The organism is Bacillus sp. sid0103 (assembly GCF_019219025.1).
The window spans coordinates 1-22,659 of sequence record NZ_JAHUWN010000035.1 but is presented as its reverse complement, the minus strand read 5'-3'; the positions used below and the strand labels follow the sequence as shown (position 1 = coordinate 22,659).

Genomic DNA, 22,659 nt, shown 5'->3' with positions numbered 1-22,659 from the left:
AACTCAGTGTATATTATAAGGGGTCGCTAGGAAAGCGACATTTCAGGCACCTAATAATGGCTGATCAAAAGCGAATAACGCTTCATTGATTTCATGAATATTGTAGTTAGCTTGCTGTATAAAGAACTCAATAATCACATCAAATTTACTGCTTTGGGATAAGGTATAACCTGCAGCCTCCAGCAGCTCATTCGTTTCATCTAAACTTAATTGCAAGGCAATGGCAAAAGCCACGGCTGTTTTCTTTTTCGGAGCATAATCGCCTTCTTTTCGAATTTTGGAGAATAAGCGACGGTCAATATTTGCTCGTTTATACGTCGCAACGTCTGTCATTTCTTTTTCATCAATGAAACGAAGCAGCCGCTCGGAAAAAGATTCATCGAGTTGGTCCAACAAGTTTACTAAGGATTCGTTCTTTACTTCATATCGATCCTCTTGGAGAATTTCTTCTTCAGGCAATGGGGCCATTACATAGCGTTCTTCTCTTCTAAGGCGTTGAAAAGTGGTTTCTAGTTCTTCGACATAATGCTCGTCTATGTATTGATGGATGGAGGTAAATAACTTCTTGCTTACACCGAAAGATGCTTTATCAAAAACCACAAGATAAACGAACATGTCGTGATGCAATAAAAATGAACTAATGGTTGAAATCGCAATTTGTAACGCTTCTTCTTTCGGATACCCATAAATGCCGGTCGAAATCAATGGAAAAGCGATAGACTCAAAGTGATGCTTTTTTGCTAGTTCCAAAGAGTTAAGATATGATGCCTGTAATTGTGTTGCTTCTTGATTTCCCCCGCCCTGCCATATAGGACCTGGTGTATGGATGATAAATTTAGCATCCAAGTTAAATCCTTCGGTTAATACTGCTTTCCCAACCTTGCACCCACCGATTTGATCACAGGCTTCTTGCAGCTCCACAGCACCCACCGCGCGAAAGATAGCCCCACATACACCGCCACCCATTTTCAAATCGGTATTGGCAGCATTCACTATTGCATCTACCTTCATTTTGGTAAGATCATGACGAACTATTTCTAATGGCATTCATATTCCCCTCCCTTAAAAAGGATCTCTATTTTATATAACTAATACTATGTTTCAAATTCTTTAAACAATAGGTTTTTTCAAGGTATTTTCAATGTTTATATTTTTTACATGGTTTCTGGTGATATTAGGTTGTTACCAGTCCACATTACTAATGCACTTGCTGAAATTGTTACAGCTGTAGTTACTGCCATTACCTTAGTTGCGATAGCTGTTTTAATCATTGTTGTTTCCTCCTGTTGTAAATAATTTAGATTGTCCATGCTGAAAATTGCTATATATTTTTCTCTCTTTGTTTTTCAATACCGTGGAACAATACTTATTACACCATAAAAGTTAGAGAGTCACCACTTACTATTTGCTGAATGTTTTCTGATCAGATTGTAAGAATTGTGTCAGTTTAATAAGGTAAACCTGATTCTTATCTTTTTATATAGAAGGTAATACTTGTATCAACTTCGTGCTTCGTTAGATGAAGAAATCATTCCAAACCGCTTAAGTCATGACACTTTGATACAACGACGTTCATAATAAAAGACACCAGACCATTATTGTTAGAGCCTTGCGATTAAACGTGTCAAACTCAAAGAATCGTGCTAAATCAATATAATGCTATAGCCTTTTAATTTCTTCTAATGCACGTGGTGCAATCATCATCTACACAAAACCACTCCAGCCTATGGCAAAAAGACTGCATTTTTACACAATTGATTAAGTAACAAAAGAAAAGCCTTTTCTCGATTTATATAAACCGAAAAAAGGCTTTATTGTGGTGCAGTACACGAAATGTCCTGCTCCGATTCGTTTCTAATGCCTGGCTCCTACCAGCGGTGTGCCTTGGCATTGCTCCTTAAGATGATAGCACTTTGCGTCAATTGAGTCTCTCCGTTTACCTGCGATCTGGCAAACCTCGGTCTCGTGTTATTGTGGCAAATTCGCTCTGAACGAGAATCTAAATGATCTTTGTAGCTCATCCAAAATCACCTCAATATAGGATACTTGAAACGGATATCGTTTAGGGATATCATTTATATCATTTGTAAAACTACCCAAAATTATAAACAAATTACTTTTTTTATTATATCTTTTCCCAATTCTTCAAGTAAGTGAAAACGTTCACAAAAATATCTGGTAATCGCTTACATAATCGTATATAATTATATTAAAATTACAACTTGAGAGGTGAAACAGCATGAAAGAATATATTTTTCTACTAGAAGAACAAGTGGGTACTAGAGAAATTAAGATTTTAGCATCAGGAATGATGGATGCCTTCAAAAAGGCAAAGGAATTTCGAAAAAATATTGTCCAAGATACTAAAATGAAGGTGGATATGATCTTAAAAGGTGTTAGATATACGGATTAACCTTAGATAAAAATATATTGAAAGGAAAAATCCTACACTATATGTTCTTATTAAAATTAATAGTAGATAAATAAAGGAGAACACATTCGTTGGTTACTCGAAATGTGTTCTCCTTTCATTTTATATTTTTTGGATATCGGTCGTTGGACTTTCATATGTCTTCTAGTAACCTATAATTCCCAAATATCGGACCCATTATCAGTTCATGTTCTACCCTTTATGGATATATGAAAAAAAACGCTAAACTCCATATTAAAATAGAGTTTAACGTTTTTGAGCTTTCACGTCTATGTAATAGCCCACACAATTTCACTAGTTATGGCTGCTGCGTTCCCGCCCTGACCCGTTCCTAGTTTCCTCGTTGGACTATGACTCCGCAGGTAGGACTCGAACCTACGACCGATCGGTTAACAACCGATTTCTCTACCAGTGTGTTACTGCGGATTAACCAATTTAGCTAAACCGGATAAGTTAAGTGGAAATGACGGGAGTCGAACCCGTGTGCAAAGATATTGGCACTTATACTTCTACGAGTGTAGTCAGTAAAATTAGTTTTCGCCCACTTCTTTAGCCTACTGACAGGCATGGAGGCGGCTAGTCTGGTTATTCTCTTCCTTCATCCTCAGACGGTGGAATTCGGCGTAGTCCACTTGTAATGAGTCCCTTACCCTACCACATGGACGATGGAGGGAGGAACCGCTAACGTCTGTTATTAAGCAGCGAAAGCGAAGTTGTTGTTTTGTTTGCCAGTTATAGGCTTTTATCGTTTTAACGAGGCCGAATCCCTCGACTCGCCATATAAGCTCAAACGATCCCTGTCGATACCAAGACATTCCCATTATAAAATGGCAGAGAAGAAGGGATTTGAACCCTCGCGCCGGTTACCCGACCTACACCCTTAGCAGGGGCGCCTCTTCAGCCTCTTGAGTATTTCTCTGTAGTAAAAACCTACGCGTCAGTTCCGTGAAGAACTTACAAGAGAAATATAACATCTATCTAAATTGGAAGATAGCTGTAAATTTTGGTAGGTCAAAAGTCCCGCTTTTACCATTGAAACTTTATAGGTAACTTATATTTGAGCTGTCTTCATGTGTTTTATCCCTTTTAAACTAAGGAAGATTAATACAGCCTTCGTTCAAAAAATAGATGATTAGGTAATAATAATGGCTTTGACAAAGGTATATTTTCTTATGAATTTTTCTTCGGTTAGCATTAAAAAGTCATCTGACTATTTAAATCGTTACTTCTAAATAAAGCTAAGTTTAGGATTTTTTCCTTCTGTCATTACACTGTGGTCCATAAACCATTCAACATATTCCGGTAGGAAAGAGATGCAGGCGAAACTGGTGGTGGAGGAATAAATGGAACTACTATTGGTCTATACCAAGGATTATAGTGATGCAAAATAATGTAGTAATACATTAATATCCTCCTTTCATTTATAGTCAAAGTAGTCTATGAGCTTTCACCTAAATAGGATTGGATGAAAGCCTAACTTTATTAGTTAATACCAATACTCATGAAAATGGTCTCGGTTATAACGCATTGACAGTATTTGCATGAGAGTGGAATAAAACGAATTCTATAAATGTCTCACTCCATACCAGGACATGCATTTAATTTGAATGAGCAGCAAATAGACAATCTCCTTTCGACTGTTAGGTAAACTTCATTTTATATTCAGCTTGGAATGTTTCTCCTGCATCAAGCTTATTCACTCCAATCTTCTCCTTCATGTTCCCAGATGTATTATATGTATCGGCAATACCGTACCAAGGCTCTATGCAAACAAATGGCGCTATAGTACCAGTAGTGTCCATATATTTCGACCAAATTCCAACAAACGGGAATTTTTCAAACCATACTCCTATTCCATGACCTGTTTTATTCGATTTCAGTGTAATTTGATCGATATTGCTGTAGACAAGAGCATCATGTGCAAATAAAGTGTGCTTGAGTTGAATCGTTGAAATATCATTAGCAGTTCCTCTCTCATGGATAAGAGAATCCTTTAGCTCATATTCCATTACATTTTTATTTGCTGCAGGAGTAAAGCTTAAACTGTAGTCCTCAATGGTTTCATTTTCTACAAGCGGAATCTTAAATGCAGGATGAGCCCCAATTGAAAAATACATTTCTTCCTTGTTTTCATTCACTATTTCCCACCGAATAATTAGGGAGTCCTCTTTGAGTAAATAACGAATAATCGCTTTAAATTCGTAAGGATAAACATGACTGAAGCGTCCAGCAGACTCAAATACAAACGAAACGGTTGTTGCTGTCTGCTCTTCTACATCGAATACAACGTCACGCAAAAAGCCATGCTGTGACATCTTGTAGGTATGATCATCCAGTTGATACCGATCTTCCTTTAACCGTCCAACAATCGGAAATAAGACCGGAGAGACTCGTCCCCAGTAGGCGCTATCCCCTGTCCACATATAGTCTAGCCCATTTTTCTTATGCTTCACTTCTCGTACCTCCGCACCATCTCTTACAATACCTACCTTTAGCCAATCATTTTCAATTATAAGCATCCTATTTCCCTCAACTCTCATGTTTAAGTTGTATCATGGTGTAAAGTTACCTCAAAATACCAACGACAAATCCGAAATTATTACCTTGTACAATTTTATAATAAATAGTATGACGACTTTTGTTTCTGTGGAAAGTATTAAATGAAATGTAAAATTGACCTTTGGAGAAACTAACCTGAGTATACCAAACATAATTGGAAACACTGGAATTAAACTACTAAGGACTTATCATGGTATTCTTGATATAGTATGTGTTGTCGCTTCTGAACGAATTCATAAACATGAAATGGTGAGTAGTCGCGGTTCCTTTTCAGGAGCTGAGGAAAGTCCAGGCTCGCACAGTGCTGAGATGCCTGTAGTGTTCGTGCCACCTGCAAAGGTGGGCAGCCGATTAAACGTTTCGGCTGACGGCGGTGAAATCATGCTAAGTCCTTTTGGATATGCTGAGAATAACCTGAAAGTGCCACAGTGACGAGCTTTTCTGGAAACGGAAAAGGTGGAACGGGTAAACCCCACGAGCGAGCAACCCAAATTAAGGTAGGGGCATCATCCTGCGGGAAATGAACCTAACGGATGAATCGGCCATTGGCCGATAGTTACATGACTGCTACTTCCAGTACAAGGCTTGCTGCCGATTGGAGTACGGAAGAACAGAACCTGGCTTACATCCATTTCATGAGCAAGTTTATCGTTCAAAACTACAAATGATTGCGGGTTGGACAAGAAAATATGGCTTATAAATCAATAGTCCAGGTTTTATATCCCCGCACAAAATACATACATTTTCGTCCGATTCTGATAGCTTTTCGCCTATTTCGCACATCTCTTCGTTCTATGACCCATTCTCAGTTCGTAAGATCGATTAAAAACCTACTTACGCAGTTGTAAGTAGGTTTTATTTTTTATTCACTGTTTTGTGTGGTATTAAAGAAATCAGCCTGATCTTTTCTGTTATCCTTTTCCTTATTATTGTTTTTACCCATTTTTCCATCTGACTCATAACTTAAATTCTCCGATACTTTTTTATTCTTTTCCATAGACTTCACCCTTTCAAAACTAGTTTGTCCCTCTACGTTTTTTTATATAAGGATTTTTTCTAGCCGCCACTGTATTGGCGAGTTTTCTTTATTAGGTATACTTCGTAATGTAATCCGCATCTCCCAGCATGGCGCCAGCAATCGTCAGAAAATCTTCCCGCCCAATCTCAAAATGACCATAGCGGACGGAATACCCCCAATTTCGATTCCCACGCGTGAAGCTAAGCTTCTCCAATAAATCGGCAATCTTTACTTCCTGACATGGTATATATCGGATATTTCGGCGGAATGGCACAAAGGATTCGGACATCTGATATTTGTATACTCTTTCATCAGCAACCTGTCCAATGGAGGTGAATGCTTGGAGTGCCACCCCCCTTTGCCAATTCCGTTCGTGGAGAGTAGTATATCAGCCAATCGTTAGGACACATACGCTTTAAAGGTCCTGATTTGCCATGGCAGAGCTGGGCAAATCCACCTAAAACCCCCAGCTTCACATGTGATGCGGATACGACGCCAATCCAGTAGCGGCTTTGCTCACCAAATAATCTTGTCACGTCCCTCTTCATTATTTAAACGTTCCTTTCTAAATCTTTTTTCAAACGATCCAACTGAAGAAGATGATGACGAAAGTGCATTTCAATAAGTAAAAACCACTCTTTCGCATGTAGCGCACCGAATCTCGGATGGGAGACTGTATTCTGTTTAGGTGCCTTTTCAAGTTTTGGCTCCGTTTCTTCCATTCGATAGATGACGGTGTTCAAACCTTGGATCAGTTGTTCTTTGCTTTCCGGTTGCTCAGGTGTATATTGTGGGGAATGCGGAACTTTAATACGTATGGGAGGGAATCCATTCTGTTCAAATATCGCTGCACCTTCCCTTGTTTTTTCCGTTGGAGAGACCATAGCATTCTTGCTCTGCATAATGCAATGTTCAATATTGCGAAGATGCATATAAAGAGCCGAGTTAATCAGATGCTGATACATTTGTCCAATCGACCACTCGTCCTCACTCGGCTGTCTCTTTAACTGCTCCATACTGAAATTATCCAATTCACCAAGATAATGAAACGCTAAGACTTTAAACCGCTGTAATGCTTCCATTGTATTCATATCCTTCAAACAACTCCTTTATCCTAATTTAATCTGACTATAACAAAACGCTACTGACAACAGTATGTCAGTAGCGTTTCAACATTTTTTCGGCTTCTTCACGAATCCGAATTCGGAAAGATTCAGGTTCCAACACAACGACATCTGCACCCCAGCCAAGTACCCAATGCAGTAGCTCGTCTGGCTGACGAACGCGAAAGTTTGCAAGCAAACGATTCTCATGCTCCTCTATAGCTTCCAAGTAAAAGTTGTTTGATTCCTTCACTTTATCTGCTATGTCAGGGTTGATCTGAATGATTACACGAACATTGCGATCATCCGGTGGCTTGTAATCGTTCAATTTAAAATCGCTTGGCACCTTGAATCGGTCTTCAAGAATCGTAAGCCCGGTCATTCTTGACAACCGGAAATGACGAATTTCCTCACGCAGATCACACTGTGCAAGTAGTATCCATGATCCTTTAACAAGCACAAGTCCATAAGGAGCCACAACACGAAAGCTATGTCGATTCCCATCCGCTTCGGGTATTCTTTTCAAATAATGGAAGCTTATTTTCCGCTCCCCCAATATCGCTCCACGGACTGATACTATGTATTCTTTCTCTTTTACCCACGTAACATCTTCACCAGAAGAAAGCAACCGTATCGTCTTACGCACCCGAGATGTTTCTCTGCGAACACTTTCAGGTAAGATAGCCTCAATTTTCCCGCGAGAGGTTTGAGCCCCAATGCCATAGTCAACATCAAATCTTTGTTCGATAAAGTCCGTTCCTATGATCAATGTCACGGCTTCTTCCACCGTGAAACTAATCGGTGGCAGGAAATATCCCTCCATCAAGGAATATCCCAATCCGGGGGCTCCTATCACTGGTACACCCGCCTCACTAAGAGCCTGAATATCTCGATAGATGGTCCTCACACTTGTCTCAAATGTAGATGCCAAATCCTCAGCTCGTAAAACCTCTTTGCGTTGCAACTCAAGCACTATGGCTAACAATCGATCTGTCTTGTTCATACAACTATATCTCCCCGCGAAACTAAATAATGTTTTTGGAAAAGTCCATTTTTTCAGTAAACTCATCGATTTTTTCCACTTTTTATTATCCTTGATGTTTTGTCAGAGGATTCCCATTTAAAAGACTACTATAAGTAGTCCAACCTTATGTAACTAACGCATCAGTTACTTTAAGTACATATTTTCACAAACTACCCGTTATTATGGCATTTATCTGGTAAACCACCAAATGATAAATACCAATGCTTGCAAATTTTTCTTTTTCTTTTTGTTCATTAAGAATCCCTCTAATCCAAAATATCACTATGTTATAACAGCTTACTTCACTATCGTACCCGTTACTTGAATAAGAATCTATTTGTTATTTTCCCCTAAAACCTTTAGTTCTCTTTTTATTTCTTTCAGTTCAGACCTTAAAGCCTTAACTTGCTTTGAATTATCAATGCCAAAACTAACAGCATATACAATGATAAGAAATAGACCAACTAATCCTACTAAGCCGTAAATTATCCCCATTACCTTCTCACCCCAAAAATAAATTCACTATTTCAACATTACCATAATTCGGTAAGTGTTTGATTTTTATTTTTTCTTTTTAAATTATCCTGCCGTTAACACAAAAAAAAAGCCGCCTGAATTGGCAGATGGATCTTAAATTATTACACCCGATAGTTGAATAGGTTCTGATTGGGTCAGCTCCTTTGTGTTATACAACTAACGCAAGAAAATATTTAATTGTTTGGTTATTCTGATAAAGATCAAAAGGTAAGAAAAGAATAATTGTGACGTTATGTGGCATATAAATAATCTGGTTGACCTAACTATAAAGAACAAGAAACCCAAATCAGTAATATTTGCACGTTAGAAGAAAAACACACAAGTGTTACCGATATAGGTCAATATGTTTATTTCTGAAAAATCATTGTTAAAAAGGAGATGAGTGAATGAGGTTGAATCATTTAAATCTATGTGTTGATGATTTATCAGAAGCTAGACATTTCTTTAAAACATATTTTGATTTTCAATTTTTGGAACAAAAAGGAAAAGCTCTTGTAGTGATGAGTGATGAGAATGGATTTATTCTCGTGTTAAGTGATCCAAAAGCATTTAAGGGGAAACAAGATATTAGATATCCTGAAGCTTTTCATATTGGTTTTTTGGTGGAAACTTCAAGTGAGGTTGATCAAGCATATGATTGTTTAGTAGCTGGGGGCATTTAAATAGACAAGGAACCTTATACAATGAGAGGTAGTAGTTATGGTTTTTATTTCACAGTATTTAATGGTTTATTAATTGAAGTTTCTTGCATTGACTATAGAGATGGTAAAAAAGTTTCAAAACTCAATGACACTCATCTTTAGTAATTGCTACAAGATACAAGCCCCGTTTTCGGCAATAAAAAAAAGGTTCTTCGATTGAAGATCCTTTTTTGCTTCTTCTTCAACTAACGCACCCGTTAGTTGAAGAGTGGGGAATAAATTATTAAAAGAACTCCTAATAAAATAAGACCAACAATAATAATTAATCCATTACTAAAATCTAATACCACACCTAAAATCATCCATAAGAAATAGAAAATTTTAGTTTTTGTACTTTCATTTTTATAATTTTTATAAGCTTCTTTAATAAACCACCCTAAAATGATACTTCCGCCAACAACCAATATAATCCCAATAGCCACTATTTTCATAATCGTACAGTTTTCTAACTCCTTTTAAGGAATTTATATACCTGTTAGTTTGTCATTTTCCTACTTTAACTAACCTGCCTCGTAGCGGAACAAGAAAAAAAGCTGCCAAGAATGGCCGCCTGCATCTTCAACTCTTGCACCCGTTAGTTTAAGTATATCTCTTCACAATCTCAATGGAGTAGAACCTATTGATACATAATTAAATCACCTTTAAATTAGACTTCACAATGTCTCATAAGACTTGTATCAAGCAAGTTATAACGGAGTTCCATAAAACTTGGATTGGATATAATACCTTTCTCCATATTCATTACTTAAAAAGCCCACATTATAACTTTTTATATCTATTAGTTCCTTGAAAGTGTTAAGAATACTGCAATTCCAGTCAATATTATGGTTTTTATATGGATAATTGTCACTGTTGGGATTGAACGTATGAATAAATACTGCATCTTGTCCAGCGTCATTCAAGTTAATTAACACCCAAGATTGGTATGGTTTATTAAATGTTTCAAGTTCCTTTAATAAGTTATTGTATAAAGCCATATGTGCTTTTACATGTTCTTTTCTAAATCTCACACTATCATTACCGATTCCCAAAAAATCAAGATGTCTATGCCAAAAATCGAACCACTCATCAAGTTGAATGTCACATGTATTTACTTCTGTTTGTTTCCATAGTTCACGAAAATAACGTTTCTTTCCTCGGAATTTTTTCAATATATACCTCCTAAAGAAATTGAAATCTACAATGTCATTTTTGACAGATATATCCTTGTTCAACAATCCTGCTTCTTTAGTTCAACAAGAAAAGCTGCCAAAAATGACAGCTCCGATTTTAAACTCTTGCACCCCTTAGTTAAACAAAAAAGAGTTATTTAGTATCTTTATTTTACAAATATACCTGTTAGGACCATATAGGCTAATAAACTTACAACAAACAATACTCCAAAAATTAAACCTTTTATCTCTTTGTAATATTCTCTTATTAACATCATTAAAGCAACTCCAAAAATAGATGGGATAACTTTACTTATCTTCCCGAAAATCTCAATAAAAAAATCGCTTGTCATTGAACCCATTATTAATCCATTTAAAGAAAAAATGTATAAAAAACACCAGAGAATTCTCATAATGACGGAACCTTTTTTGTATTATCATATCCCTTGCACTCTTCAACTATCCTGCTTCGTTAGTTCAACAAGAAAAAATGACCGCCGCAGCGATCATCAACTTAAGCTAAAGCACCCGTTAGCCATCCATGCAGCACAAAGAATGAAAATGGTTAGGAAGTGTCAATACTGATATTGACCTTAATCCAGTCAACCCTAATCCATAGACTTATTTATTATCGCTCTCCTCTTTTTTTTAACGATTGAGTTGGGTCTTATAAGTATTGCCATTTTTCTAATCTTGAAGAAACTTATTTTCATGGTAGTTGAAGAAGAAAAACTACTTAGTTTCCATCATTGAATATTTTGTATGTCTATTTTTTCTAATTCTTTTTTTCTTTTCTTTTTAAGAGATTCTCTACCATTAATCCAGATGCTCAATAAAAAAGCTAATCCTCCAATAGCAGCTAATATAAGAGAAAGTGTATCTACTTCCCCGAACTTCTTTAAAAACCAGCTAACTATAAACACTAAATATAAACCAGGTAAGATAGCCCCCCAGTATACATTTGTTCTTCTAGATAAATAAAACTGAATCCCAATAATCACAATCGCAATTAACCATCCATACACCTCAAACATCAATTATCATCCCTTTCACTTTTATATTTATCAATAATCAGTTTTGCAGTTTCTAAACTAATACGTTCATCGATTACTAAATTTTTAATCATATTAACAAATTCAACATCTTCTGTTTTGCTGTTCAGCTCAATTTTTTGTATTAAAGTATCCAACTTAGCCCTAACTGTTGGATAGGAAACATCATAAATTTTAGCTATATTCTTTAAAGAACCAGAATTTATAATGAATTTTCTTATAAATTCAATGGATTCTTTATCTAAAGATAAAATCCAAGCTGGGACATCCTCACGATTCATGTTCTTCCACCTCTCTTTTTAATAATGTTAATATATTTTTTAATAAAATTCAATTATTTTTTAAATTAATTTAAAAATACGCAATTCCTGCGATGGATTTTAAGCCGATAATGACAATTGCTTTGTCATAGCTATTGGCATATAAAAACAAAACTCGCCACAATATTGGCGAGTTTTTTCATTGTTGTTTACCAGATCCTTCTTCAACTAGCACCCGTTAGTTTAAGTGTAATTCTTCACAAATTATATTTAACAAAAGAGGTGATGCCTTTTATAACATCACCACTGAGCTTAATTTAAAATCCAGTAAAACCATTTAACACACTATTTGAAAGGAATGTTATAATTTTGGTCATCCAATCAAAAAACAATTATATGTTTGTTAACAAACTTTACTTGTAAGGACTTAAGAAATTATTTTCTAAATCAAGAATATTCATCCCCGTTGTTTTCATAAAACTTCCTTCAAAATCTCCTGTTCTATTTGTTGATATAATAATTTTTCTAACAATTCCATCGCCATACTTATCAATTAGAAACTGAATAGCAAAGTAACTTTGTTCATATACATTTGTTCCATCTTTAAATCTTGCTTCTTGCCATTGGTCTCCTCCAATCAATTGACCGAACGGAACAACTTGGAAATTGGAATAAACTACATTTGTCTTATCGTTACCTATATATTCAGCAATCCCCTCTTGAAACCATAATGGATAAGCAGCAGAACCACTTTTCGACCTATCAATCATTCGTTGAAAATTATAGGGGTGTACTCGTGCAGTATAGATTTTTGAAATAAATAGAGAGGTGTTTCTTTCCGTTCTAAGATTAACTCTTTATACTCTTTATTTAAATAAGTAATTCCTAATAACTTGTCAAAATCCGAATAAAACCCTGATACATCTACAAGGTGAGAAATTCCCCTCATCTCTTCCTTGTCTTTAAATATTATCAAATCAACTGGTTTCGCTGGCACTATTCCAAACACTTCTTCATTTTTCCTTATTGACCAATCCAGTGTTTCCTTTGTTAATGGAATGAGTTCTGAAAAATCATCTGGATAATAGATAGTAATATTATGATATTTTTTCTCCAATCTGTTTCCCTTTAGCATTTTTTCAGTTTTACCCTCAAAATTTTGGGTTAAAGCCATTTTGATAGATTGAAAAAAGGGCAAATTCTCATTTGTTTTCTTTTCAAGTATTTTATTTAGGAAAACACCCACCCCAATTGCTAATAATACAAAAAACACAAATAAAATTAAAAAAGTTGATTTAATTAGTTTCTTCATCTCCATCTACCTTTGTTTCTATTTTTATAAAGGTAGTCTAATTTTCAAATTGTTTAAGACTACTTCATATGTGAATTCAAGAGCGTTTTACTTTGTGTTCTGCACCTCTAAAGTAAACCCGTTAATATTTGCTCTAAGGATTCATATTCTGCAACGCTCATAAAATAAATACCAGTTGTATCTGTTAGTTCCACATCTAATCCCGTCTCTTCTTTTACTTCCCTTCTAGCTGCATAGAGAATATCCTCTCCAGGTTCAATTCGTCCACTTGGGAAATTCCACTTATTAATAACATTTTGTTTATTTTCTTTAATCATTAAAACTTTTTCATCTTTGATTATTGACACACTAACGACTAACACAATAGGATTTTGAGTCATTTTTTCTCCCCTGTATTTTTATGAAATATAAATCCTTGCTACCTTTTTCGCTTTCATTCAACCATTCTCCTTCTTTAACTAACCTGCTTACGTTAGTGAAACAAGAAAAAGAGCCGCAGCTACGACTCTTTGTTTCGCTCAAGCACCCGATAGTTGAATAAGAATTAATAAATTACTCAATGATTTTTAGGTTTTATTTTAAATTCAGTATCACCTGAAAATGTTTTGTTACCTTCAACCCATTTTAAATTAAAGGATAAATCTTTATTCTGTTTGGAATAAACACTTTTTTCATAATCGAAACTTCCAAATGATTTTTGAACTTGTAAAGGTGCTAAATCATTATAGGTTACTTTTGTTTTATCATAATAGTTAACTGTTAGTTTTACAGGCTTATCTCCCAAATACTTAATTGCTGTGTCATAAACCCATTTTTTATGATCTAATCTTGGTACAACACTAATATCCCAATTCTCTAATGTTGATGTTTGTTCAACCACTAACTCTTTTGGTTGTTCAATTTCATTACTGACATTTTTCGATACACATGCAGAAGTAAAAAGGCAAAATGTTAGAATTAATGTTAAAAAGTATATTTTTTTCATAAACCCTCCTAAGCTGTTATTACTCTTTATTCAAGAATAACTATTAACACTTTTCCTTTTCTTAATGAACTAAACTGCAATAATGAAATAGGAGCTGGTCGCTCAGCTCCTTAGTTCAATAAGCTATTAATATTAAATATAGATTTACATTGTTAATTCATAAATTGCTCTTGAAGTAATTGTATTGTCTTTGAATCAAGTTTGTACACTTTTCCACCAAGTCCGGAAACCAAACTTTGCTTGTAGTTTACATCAAATTCCTCTTTCTTACCTGCATCATTAATAAACCATAGTGTCAAATCAGACGCTGGCGCTTCGACCAGTGCATTTTGCAGTTTTTTGGCTTTGAATCCTTTTTCAAACGTCTGAATGCGATCGCGGTCTTCATTTGCCGTATAAATAATTGTGTCGACATCCGTTATTCCAACAACCGCTACGGTTTGAGGATTCTTACTTTCCGTTTTCGTATTCATCGAACAACCGCATAAAAAGAGTGCACAAATCAAAATCATTAAAATACGTTTCATGTGATCCTCCTAAAAGCATTGATGTTCATATTGTAATTCTTTTCGAATTTTCAGTAAATTGGGGGGATTTTATGCTTGGATACTTGTAAAACTAAATAAATTTTGAATATTAATATGTCGAAAATCTAAAAAAACATAGAATATGTAATATTTAGGCTAGATTTAATGTGTCATCAAACAAAAACTTGGGGGAATTTTAATTCATTCTAATAACTAACCTTATTAAACTAACCTGCATCCGTAGTGGAACAAGAAAAAAGGCTGCCGCAGCAACCCCAATCTTCAACTCTTGCACCCATTTACTTCAATAAGGAATTTATGTCTCGATGATATTAACCATGTCTTTATGAGTAATTTCTTTTGCCAAATCAGGTAAAACTTTCATTGGAAATACACAATTTATTTCCTTTGATAATTTTGAAGCAAATGGAATAGGACCTGTTTCCTCTAATACAAAGTCAGGTGCTGGTGGGAGATGTAGAACTTCCCAATCCTCTTTTACAAAAAAGGATATCGAAAAAATATCACCCTCTTCAATATTGATTTGACCAATTCCATATATATCTGACCCATCATTCAAAACGCCTTTTATCCTCACCCAATAATCCTCTTGAAAGTCAATAACATCTTTATCAATTTCGAAAGGTTCTACTAGTTCATCCAGTTCATCTGCATCAAATTCAACGGTTTTCCAAACTGGATGAACATCAAAATCACACAGTTCTAACTCATGAATAGATTTTCTTTTCATATATGCCCTCCATTTTAATCCTTATTAAACAAACCTGCTTCGTTAGCACAATAAGAAGTTAACGTTTTATATTGACATCATAGGTTTCCGCAACAAACACAAAGTCTAGCTGTTCTTTATTAATAAATATACTTGTTTTAGCAGGATTACCTGTGTTTGCTGAAACAATATCAACCTCTACAAGGTTAAAACTTACATTGTAAGCCTCTTCTACATCAAGTCCACCTGTTAAAGAATGTACCCCGTCCCCAAAAGACTTAAAAACGAGTACCTTTTCTTCCAAATCATCATTATCCATCTCAATCCACTGTCCGTTTACTAAAACTGCAAAAGAAAGGTGCTTCGGAATGCATTCAATATGATTTATCCCTTTGTAGCATCTTAATGAAAACATATAGGTATGCGTTTCATTCCAATTAATATCAATGCCATATTTAAAAGCAAAAGTATTGTAAACCATCTCATAAAATAAAGGCATTACAATATCATCCCAAGAATCATATGCGAAAGCATTAATAGGAATTAAATGAGGGTATAAACTGACAATAGCTTGTTGGAAATTCAGTAAAATTGATGTATCAGAGATTCCTTGCAAAGCATCATCTATTTCGTGTTCAAACTCTTTTAAACGTCTATTATCAATCACATCATTTCCCCCTAAAATCATCCCTTTTATTATGTAATTCAATGTTTGTAAAAAAATATCCTTCTTAAGCTAACCTGATTCTTTAGTTGAATAAGAAAAGCAACCAGTTTATTGGCAACCGTTTTCTTTCACAGAAGCCCCCGATAGCATTCCTGTAGATCGTTATTTTTCGACTTTGAAAAAAATAGGGCTCCTCAGTAAGTTATGAGTATAGACACCACTCTAACTCACAACTTTAGGAGGAACCCTACTATGAAGTTAGCTTGCCTAACTCTTACAAGTTTAGTGAGACTAACAGCAAGCTATTTTACAATTTCTAATTGGTGTATAATAGTGTGAAGAAATTGTATTTTAACGGGGTGGTAATGAAAATGAAGATTTTGTTTGATGAAACTTACACTTCAAATGACGGAAAGCGAACAAGCAGGAATATTTGGTATGGAGATGCTGATATATCTGTTGATGGTGAATATGGAAAAAACATTAATCTTAATGAAGATTTTATGGATAATTTATGCGAAATAATAAAAAATGACTTATCTAAAAATGCAGCAAATAAGCCTACTGAAACTAACTGGTATATTTATGGAAGTGGTGTAACTCAGGACGCTATTGGAGACAATATCCGTCCGACAATTATGGTTCGTGAGAGGTCTGACGAGTTTATAACTAATTTTAATATCAGTGACCACGATTTTGCTGTAAATATTGATGCTATTCTGTTGTTTAAGGCGGATTTTGAAAAACGTTTAGCTAGTCATTGAGGAGTAATATCACTATAAGCATTTTCAAACTATTTGAGGGGATGATTTCATAGTGAATTCATTCTCCTTTTTCATCTGGTGGGAGTCTTTTTGTGTGGAGGAAAAGGACATTTAATAATACAGATTGTGAATAATTACACTTAAATTAAACTGCTCCGTTACTTGAATAAGAAAAAGGCTTTACTCCTTCTTGAAGTAAAGCACTCGTTGGTAAAACAAGAAAAGGGATACCACAGTAACCCTTTGTTAAACTAGCGTCGTTTCATTTGAGTAATGAACGGCGTTATTCTTTAACAATGTTTAAAATTTCCTTGGCTACTAGGTCAGGATGATAATGATGTATATAATGTTCTGCATCCTCTACTATGACTTGCTTACCCCTATCGGACCATGAAGTCAATATAGCCTGACTGTCGATCCATTCCGATTGTTGCTTTCCAAATCTCCCTGCAGTAATAACTGTCATAGGAACCTCCAAAGGCTTCTCTCCTTTCAACACTTTCCTCGCATTTAGCTTACTCTGCCGCATTTCATCAGTGATGTTTTTGTTGCTTGCTTTAAGAAGTGTGGAAATTCGATCAAGCTCCTTCAGTTCATTAGGTAATTGTTTCAGTCCGTTGCGTTCGCTTCCAAGTGATTCCGCAAATCCTTCAAAATGATACATCACTCGGGCGACACCAGACTTAACAAGAAAACGTTGAATTAAGGAAACCCCCGTTAAAGGTGTCTGTTTAGCGTAATATTCAGGGCTTCCGCCATCCAACAGCACAATTCCCTTTACTTCATCCTGATACTTTTGAACAAAGCGAATAGTCTCAAGTGAACTAAGAGAGTGTCCGACCAGGATATAAGGAGGTTGTATCTCGGATTTTTTTAATAATTCATGCATTTCTTCTACAATGTTGTCGATATCTCGTTTTCTCTCCGTTTGATCGCTGTAACCATAACCAAAGCGATCGATCACAGCAAATCTGGCATGCGCTTCAATTCTATCATACAATGGATAATAGTCGACGTAAGGATTGACGGTTCCCCATCCAGCATTAAAAATTACAGTCAATTCTCCTTCTCCCCCGGTATAAATATGCATTTTGTGACCAAAGACATCATACTGCTCACCAGGAGGCTTGTACTTTGCCAGATCGTTATTTACGCCATTCCATTGGTATACAAAACCTACTCCCAATAATACAATCACGATTGCTAGCACATAAATCAAAGTTTTTTTCGTCAATCTCCATAATTTTTTTACGTTCATCCTCTCCCCAGTTTTCCCAAAAGATACTTGGTCATTTTATTATAGTGTACTGCCTGACTAATTTGTGTAAAAAATTGGTAAAATTTATTCAGTTATTATATTTGGGATTGTTTAACTAGTTAGTAACTTTGATCCATTATTTCCTTTACATGCGTGAAGAAGTCCAAAATACACAAGGTTATGCTTGCATATTTTGGACTTCTTCAGATATTTTGTTATGGAATATAAGTTCTTTTTAACTAATTGTCGTTTGATAAAAAAGTTCTTTATTAATTGTAATAAAATATAGAAGGATTTTTGTTTTTCTTGTTCAACTAACGCACCCATTAGTTTAAGTACATTCACAAACTTTTAACCTGCCCCGTTTGTTCAATATGACTTTTTTAATAATTATTTGAATATTGAACAGTGAAGAATCTCCCAAACATTCCTATACTTTTTACAGTGAGGACACCAGTTTCTTCTCCGCTTCGATATATCTGATGTGTGGAAAGAAAAAAAGGATTGTCATTTTTTATATTTTTACTTAAAGTTAATGGTATTGTTACATCATCAGTAATTTGCTTGCAATCTTGATTAGAGCATTGAACCCCATACTTCTCATTAACCCAATTCTCATATTCAGAATAAGTTGGCTTTGTTTTTTCCATATAGGATAATCCCACTAGAGTAAAACAAACCAATAATATTAAAAATACAATAGATATGCTCATTAAATTTACTTTCAAGTCGCAGTCCCCTCTTTAGCTTCAGGTTTTAACTTAATAAATTCTAATTTTTTACCAAAATCCTTCTTCCACTTAACTGCACCGTTAGAACAATTAGAAAAAGCCACCATTATGGCAGCTGGATCTTAAAGTAAAGCACCCGTTAGTTGAACAAGAATTTGAGAGTATTAATATAAAATCCATATTTATTCCTAAGAAAGAAAGAGTGTGGTTTATAATTGTAATTGTCTGAATAATATAAAATTATGGGAGCGATGGAGATGAGTAAAAAAATTTTAATAGCTTTACTCTGCATAGGATTAATTGTGGTACTTTATTTTTCAGCTTCCCGTCCTAGTTCAAGTCCTGGTTCTAATTATATTCCTACTACATCATTGGAAGAAGCAATCTGTGCAAAAGTAGAAGCACAGAATGAGGATTGCAAAAAAGTGATTTTAATTGATACCGATTCAAATGTGGCTTTTGTCGAGACTGAATTCGGAATCCTTCCTGTTCTTATCAGCAAAGACCATACCAAAATGGTAAAAATGATTCCAGGATTGGATTTCCAAGAATTCAGAGAGGAAAAGGAGGAGAATGGACCAATAACCTGGAGAGTTGAAAATAATGTCCAAAAGGATTTCTCCATTCTATACGGATTTGCCAGAGACAAGGCAAAGACCATCATTATAAATAGTGAAGGCAATATACAGCCAAATAAATTTTATGTTCGGGACGACTTGGCTGGTATGAGCAGAGGTTCAGGTACGGCTGCGTTGTGGGTTTGGTATATTACTTCTAAAGATGAAATGATTAAACCAGCGGATATAACAGTTTATGGAGCAGATGGTCATCTTATTTACGGAGGAAGCAAAGAGGAATAGTGAAGGGATAACAGAATGAAAAAGTAAGGAACTAAAAAAGGATGGGAACCAAATACCAAATTTAAATCGATTAATTTAATTTTATTTGATAGGGTAATATACATCGGTTAAACAGGATTTTTAGGTGGAGTAGCCAACTTTGTTTTCACTTACTAAAAAGTCAGTTTCCGACTTTGTTTTTCAAAGTTGCAAATTATCCCTCTTATTTAACTATCCTGCTTCGTTAGTGGAACAACAAAATGAGTCGCCGCAGCTACCTTTTGTTAAACAAAAGCACCCTTTAGTTGAATAAGGATGTGCTAAAGTTTTAATCCCTTAAGATTATTCTCAAATACAAAGCCTTTTGACCAAGTACCAACAAGAAAATAAGTATCATCTTTGCTAAATTCTGCAAAACAGGCGTATTCCAATTCTTCAATTTGGATAGGGGTTAAGTCTTCAAATCCTAATATAAGGACCCTATCATTTGAAGTGAGAACAATGTAATTACCATCATTTGATGAAGCGATATGGACAAAATACTCATCGGTACTTTGAACTCCATTTTCGGTTAAATTTACTCTTTTTAAGACGGTTTTTAATTCAGCGTCCATAATTGTTAATTCATAGTCCTTATGAACAAAAATATAAACTTAATGAATTGGCTCATAATATACCAAATCCCAATTTGTTAATCCTAAATATTCCACAATCGAATAAGATTGTTCTACCGAAGGGTCTTCAACCTTAACTAACTTATATTTCAAATAACCTTTTACCCCTTCCAAATAACTTAAGGTAAATAAATAGGAATTATCATATGGTATAAACTGATTAAATTCAATATGTGTTCCCTCAAGTTCTGTTAAGATCTCATAAATACCTGTTTCTATGTTAATAGCACAAACCTGTTTTCGATTGTTAATTTTAAGGACATCTAGAATAGTAAATGGTTTATTTAACAGTGCAAAATTCCCTTCTTCTATCTGAAAAGACTTTCTAGATTTAATGGTCTTAATAAGTTGGAAATTTTTAGTCTCGTATACACAAATTGTGCCGCCTGTGTTTTTTATGTAAAGAAGCTCGTCGTTTTTTGAAAAGTGTAGAGTGTCTGGATTATTTGGCTTTGTAAGCTCTATAACTTTTTCCCAAGTCTCTGTTTCAAAAATGACTGTTTTTCCCCCCATCGATGACACAATAACCTTTTGTCATTCGATAGCACTATTTCATAAGAAGTTTTTAAATTCTTTATTAGGTTCATTTGAAACACACAATCCACCTCCAATTTAGTTTCACCGTTATCCTTCTTGATCTATCCAACTCCGTTACTTCAATAAGAAAAGCTGTCGAGATTGGCAGCTTTTCCTTAACTCAAGCACCCTTTAGCTTAATAAGGATAGTCATATTACTTTTTCCGTTCTTTAAAGAGTTCCCAGGTTTTATCCATAAACCACTTCACCTTGCCATCTTTGTGATATCCATAGGGTTGGACCAAATAATCGTATTTCATCATATTTTCTTTTTCAAGCAATTCTATCAAGTACCGATATCTAAGAGCCTGATTTTTACAAAGTTTAAATTCAGGGTCATTAAAGATAATCTCCCTCAACTCATTTTCATCATCTTTTTGTTGTACTTTCTTGTTAGCACTGATTTTTTTGACTTCACGATAGAACTTATTCTCAAATACCTCAATGATTTCTTCTGCTACACTGATGCCTTGATTTTCTATCCAAAAGTTATTTAGTTCTACTCCCACGAAGGTACCATTTTGAAGAATAAATAATGTTAATCTTTGTGGTGAATCAAAATCTAATGATTTTATTTGTTGATTATGTTGACGGACTACAGCTTTAAATTCTTTCGAATACTCACTATACCAGTCACTAGGAATTATGTATTCTCCCGAATGATAGTAAGTATAAAAGTAATAGACATACTTTAAATTAGAATCACTTGCAAATTTCAGGAATTCCTCGATTTCATCTAATTTTAAATGAATTTGATTAGATATCTTCAGAACACTTACTTCCAATGGAAGTAAGTTATAATCATTGATTTTTTCTATAAGTTGCTGCTTCTTAATTATCGCCATACTACATCTCCTAAACTAATTTTCTGCAAATAAATAATTGCTAATGTCACTTCTAGTTTTCATATACTTAATAGGTAGAAATTCTATGTAGAAAATATTAGTCAAAATCTATTACTTTTTCTTCAACTAACCTGCTTCGTTAGTGGAACAAGAAAAAGAGCCGCAGCTACGACTCTTTGTTAAACTAAAGCACCCTTTAATTCAATAAGCGAGATGAATAAGTTGCAAAAAGTGACCTGCATTATTAATGCCTTATTTCCTCATAATCTGTACTTAGAGGTGAAGCATATATATTAATAAATAATATGTAAACTGGATACAGAATGACAGACCCATAAATCAGAAGGCTAAATCTCGGAAATAGTGTTACTCCTACATTAATAGGAAAAACAACAGGGAAAAAAGAGAAAAAAAGAATAAAATATGGTACCCACAAAAGGAGTGACAAATAGCTGTATTTTCTACTTATAGTCCATTTTTTTGTTAAGTAAATGAATAAAATTGTCAAAAGTAGAAGTCCAATAACATTAATAGCAGCAATTACAATGTAAACATTATCCCATTCCCAGCCAGTTAACATACTAATATGAGATACATTTATTATGAGTTCGATTGCTATAAACAACGCTATAGCGTATAAGGCACTAATAATATTTAACTTTATAAAAAACTTCATCATATACCTCCTTAATTAAGAAACAGCAACACCTCTGAGTTAAGTTCTTTATTCAATTATAATCATTCTTAAAGTAACCTGCCACGTTCGTATTATAAGGTCAGCCAGATATTTAAACTGTACCCGATAGAGTAGACACTTAAAAAAGGTCTGCCCTATCGGGTACTTTTATGTATAAAGAATAAAAAATGTAAGAATCGGAGAATAATCCTATGTCAAAAAAACTCTTCACTGATAAA

At 34.7% G+C, this 22,659-nt stretch carries 25 protein-coding genes, 2 tRNA genes, 3 other RNA genes and 3 pseudogenes; 5 read left to right on the top strand and 28 right to left on the bottom strand.

All coding sequences use genetic code 11. The annotated features are described in order from the left end of the window. Positions 1-42: 42 nt before the first annotated feature. Both KW850_RS27770 and KW850_RS27765 read right to left on the bottom strand, forming a co-directional pair. Positions 43-1,047, bottom strand: coding sequence for a macro domain-containing protein (locus KW850_RS27770; protein ID WP_218350960.1), 1,005 nt, complete (start codon positions 1,045-1,047; stop codon positions 43-45). 821 nt (positions 1,048-1,868) lie between these two features. Further along, positions 1,869-2,021 carry a YpzG family protein gene (locus KW850_RS27765; RefSeq protein WP_218350959.1) on the bottom strand — a complete coding sequence of 51 codons (153 nt, stop codon included), beginning with the start codon at positions 2,019-2,021 and terminating at the stop codon, positions 1,869-1,871. A 218-nt stretch (positions 2,022-2,239) separates the two neighbouring features. Between KW850_RS27765 and KW850_RS27760 the strand changes: the two genes are divergently transcribed. Further along, positions 2,240-2,413, top strand: coding sequence for a hypothetical protein (locus KW850_RS27760; RefSeq protein WP_218350958.1), 174 nt, complete (start codon positions 2,240-2,242; stop codon positions 2,411-2,413). 288 nt (positions 2,414-2,701) lie between these two features. Here KW850_RS27760 and ffs read toward each other — a convergent pair. From ffs to KW850_RS27735, 5 genes are all read right to left on the bottom strand, one after another. Continuing rightward, an RNA gene (gene ffs, locus KW850_RS27755) (signal recognition particle sRNA small type) lies at positions 2,702-2,786 on the bottom strand. Continuing rightward, positions 2,786-2,857 (bottom strand) — tRNA-Asn (locus tag KW850_RS27750). The genes ffs and KW850_RS27750 overlap by 1 nt, the downstream gene beginning before the upstream one ends. Positions 2,858-2,886: 29 nt before the next feature. Beyond that, positions 2,887-3,250: a transfer-messenger RNA gene (ssrA, locus tag KW850_RS27745) on the bottom strand. A gap of 9 nt (positions 3,251-3,259) precedes the next feature. Continuing rightward, positions 3,260-3,350: transfer RNA gene (locus KW850_RS27740), tRNA-Ser, on the bottom strand. Positions 3,351-4,071: 721 nt separating this feature from the next. After that, positions 4,072-4,950 (bottom strand): aldose 1-epimerase family protein, encoded by an 879-nt coding sequence (locus KW850_RS27735; protein WP_218350957.1) that lies wholly within the window; start codon positions 4,948-4,950, stop codon positions 4,072-4,074. A 285-nt stretch (positions 4,951-5,235) separates the two neighbouring features. Here KW850_RS27735 and rnpB point away from each other — a divergent pair. Beyond that, an RNA gene (gene rnpB / locus KW850_RS27730) (RNase P RNA component class B) lies at positions 5,236-5,620 on the top strand. A 232-nt stretch (positions 5,621-5,852) separates the two neighbouring features. Here the strand turns inward: rnpB and KW850_RS33585 are convergent. From KW850_RS33585 to KW850_RS27710, 5 genes and pseudogenes are all read right to left on the bottom strand, one after another. Continuing rightward, positions 5,853-5,987, bottom strand: a complete 135-nt coding sequence (locus KW850_RS33585) for a hypothetical protein (RefSeq protein ID WP_256358495.1) — start codon at positions 5,985-5,987, stop codon at positions 5,853-5,855. Between the two features lie 91 nt (positions 5,988-6,078). Continuing rightward, positions 6,079-6,556 (bottom strand): annotated as a pseudogene (locus tag KW850_RS27725) (EVE domain-containing protein). A gap of 3 nt (positions 6,557-6,559) precedes the next feature. After that, the gene (locus KW850_RS27720) at positions 6,560-7,099 is read right to left on the bottom strand and encodes a DinB family protein (RefSeq protein WP_218350956.1); all 540 of its coding nucleotides are present in this window, start codon (positions 7,097-7,099) and stop codon (positions 6,560-6,562) included. 67 nt (positions 7,100-7,166) lie between these two features. Continuing rightward, on the bottom strand, positions 7,167-8,114 hold the full coding sequence (locus tag KW850_RS27715) for a helix-turn-helix transcriptional regulator (RefSeq protein WP_218350955.1): 948 nt from the start codon (positions 8,112-8,114) through the stop codon (positions 7,167-7,169). A 354-nt stretch (positions 8,115-8,468) separates the two neighbouring features. Then, a complete protein-coding gene (locus tag KW850_RS27710; protein ID WP_218350954.1) occupies positions 8,469-8,630 on the bottom strand; it encodes a hypothetical protein in 162 nt (53 codons plus the stop codon). 428 nt (positions 8,631-9,058) lie between these two features. On the opposite strand from KW850_RS27710, the pseudogene KW850_RS27705 reads away from it, so the two are divergent. Further along, positions 9,059-9,475, top strand: a pseudogene (locus tag KW850_RS27705) (VOC family protein). 95 nt (positions 9,476-9,570) lie between these two features. Here the strand turns inward: KW850_RS27705 and KW850_RS27700 are convergent. The 11 genes and pseudogenes from KW850_RS27700 to KW850_RS27650 form a co-directional block, all read right to left on the bottom strand. Then, entirely contained in the window at positions 9,571-9,804 is a 234-nt protein-coding gene (locus KW850_RS27700) for a hypothetical protein (protein WP_218350953.1), read from the bottom strand. A gap of 255 nt (positions 9,805-10,059) precedes the next feature. Continuing rightward, positions 10,060-10,524, bottom strand: a complete 465-nt coding sequence (locus tag KW850_RS27695; RefSeq protein ID WP_218350952.1) for a hypothetical protein — start codon at positions 10,522-10,524, stop codon at positions 10,060-10,062. Positions 10,525-11,270: 746 nt separating this feature from the next. After that, positions 11,271-11,558: a hypothetical protein gene (locus KW850_RS27690; RefSeq protein ID WP_218350951.1), complete on the bottom strand. Its 288-nt coding sequence runs from the start codon at positions 11,556-11,558 to the stop codon at positions 11,271-11,273. Then, positions 11,558-11,857 (bottom strand): DUF2089 family protein, encoded by a 300-nt coding sequence (locus KW850_RS27685; protein WP_163100719.1) that lies wholly within the window; start codon positions 11,855-11,857, stop codon positions 11,558-11,560. The genes KW850_RS27690 and KW850_RS27685 overlap by 1 nt, the downstream gene beginning before the upstream one ends. A 392-nt stretch (positions 11,858-12,249) precedes the next feature. Next, complete coding sequence (locus KW850_RS27680; RefSeq protein WP_218350950.1) at positions 12,250-12,606, bottom strand: collagenase; 357 nt, start codon at positions 12,604-12,606, stop codon at positions 12,250-12,252. Then, complete coding sequence (locus KW850_RS27675) at positions 12,603-13,148, bottom strand: hypothetical protein (RefSeq protein WP_218350949.1); 546 nt, start codon at positions 13,146-13,148, stop codon at positions 12,603-12,605. Before KW850_RS27675 ends, KW850_RS27680 begins: the two co-directional genes overlap by 4 nt. Before the next feature lie 164 nt (positions 13,149-13,312). After that, positions 13,313-13,528, bottom strand: a pseudogene (locus tag KW850_RS27670) (NUDIX hydrolase); the annotation flags it as partial. A 176-nt stretch (positions 13,529-13,704) separates the two neighbouring features. After that, the gene (locus tag KW850_RS27665) at positions 13,705-14,133 is read right to left on the bottom strand and encodes a hypothetical protein (RefSeq protein WP_218350947.1); all 429 of its coding nucleotides are present in this window, start codon (positions 14,131-14,133) and stop codon (positions 13,705-13,707) included. Between the two features lie 152 nt (positions 14,134-14,285). Next, positions 14,286-14,660: a hypothetical protein gene (locus KW850_RS27660; protein ID WP_218350946.1), complete on the bottom strand. Its 375-nt coding sequence runs from the start codon at positions 14,658-14,660 to the stop codon at positions 14,286-14,288. A 316-nt stretch (positions 14,661-14,976) separates the two neighbouring features. Then, on the bottom strand, positions 14,977-15,411 hold the full coding sequence (locus tag KW850_RS27655) for a hypothetical protein (protein ID WP_218350945.1): 435 nt from the start codon (positions 15,409-15,411) through the stop codon (positions 14,977-14,979). A 58-nt stretch (positions 15,412-15,469) separates the two neighbouring features. Then, positions 15,470-16,057: a hypothetical protein gene (locus KW850_RS27650; protein ID WP_218350944.1), complete on the bottom strand. Its 588-nt coding sequence runs from the start codon at positions 16,055-16,057 to the stop codon at positions 15,470-15,472. Positions 16,058-16,428: 371 nt separating this feature from the next. Between KW850_RS27650 and KW850_RS27645 the strand changes: the two genes are divergently transcribed. After that, positions 16,429-16,821, top strand: coding sequence for a hypothetical protein (locus KW850_RS27645; protein WP_218350943.1), 393 nt, complete (start codon positions 16,429-16,431; stop codon positions 16,819-16,821). A 283-nt stretch (positions 16,822-17,104) separates the two neighbouring features. Here KW850_RS27645 and KW850_RS27640 read toward each other — a convergent pair whose 3' ends face one another. Together KW850_RS27640 and KW850_RS27635 are read right to left on the bottom strand one after the other, a co-directional pair. Continuing rightward, a complete protein-coding gene (locus tag KW850_RS27640) occupies positions 17,105-18,079 on the bottom strand; it encodes an alpha/beta fold hydrolase (protein ID WP_218350942.1) in 975 nt (324 codons plus the stop codon). A 383-nt stretch (positions 18,080-18,462) separates the two neighbouring features. Further along, positions 18,463-18,729, bottom strand: a complete 267-nt coding sequence (locus KW850_RS27635) for a hypothetical protein (RefSeq protein WP_218350941.1) — start codon at positions 18,727-18,729, stop codon at positions 18,463-18,465. 338 nt (positions 18,730-19,067) lie between these two features. Between KW850_RS27635 and KW850_RS27630 the strand changes: the two genes are divergently transcribed. Continuing rightward, positions 19,068-19,670: a hypothetical protein gene (locus KW850_RS27630; protein ID WP_218350940.1), complete on the top strand. Its 603-nt coding sequence runs from the start codon at positions 19,068-19,070 to the stop codon at positions 19,668-19,670. A 299-nt stretch (positions 19,671-19,969) separates the two neighbouring features. Here the strand turns inward: KW850_RS27630 and KW850_RS27625 are convergent, their stop codons facing one another. The 3 genes from KW850_RS27625 to KW850_RS27615 form a co-directional block, all read right to left on the bottom strand. Next, positions 19,970-20,263, bottom strand: a complete 294-nt coding sequence (locus KW850_RS27625) for a hypothetical protein (RefSeq protein WP_218350939.1) — start codon at positions 20,261-20,263, stop codon at positions 19,970-19,972. Between the two features lie 39 nt (positions 20,264-20,302). Next, on the bottom strand, positions 20,303-20,836 hold the full coding sequence (locus tag KW850_RS27620) for a hypothetical protein (protein ID WP_218350938.1): 534 nt from the start codon (positions 20,834-20,836) through the stop codon (positions 20,303-20,305). 218 nt (positions 20,837-21,054) lie between these two features. Then, positions 21,055-21,744: a hypothetical protein gene (locus KW850_RS27615; protein ID WP_218350937.1), complete on the bottom strand. Its 690-nt coding sequence runs from the start codon at positions 21,742-21,744 to the stop codon at positions 21,055-21,057. Between the last annotated feature and the right edge of the window lie 915 nt (positions 21,745-22,659).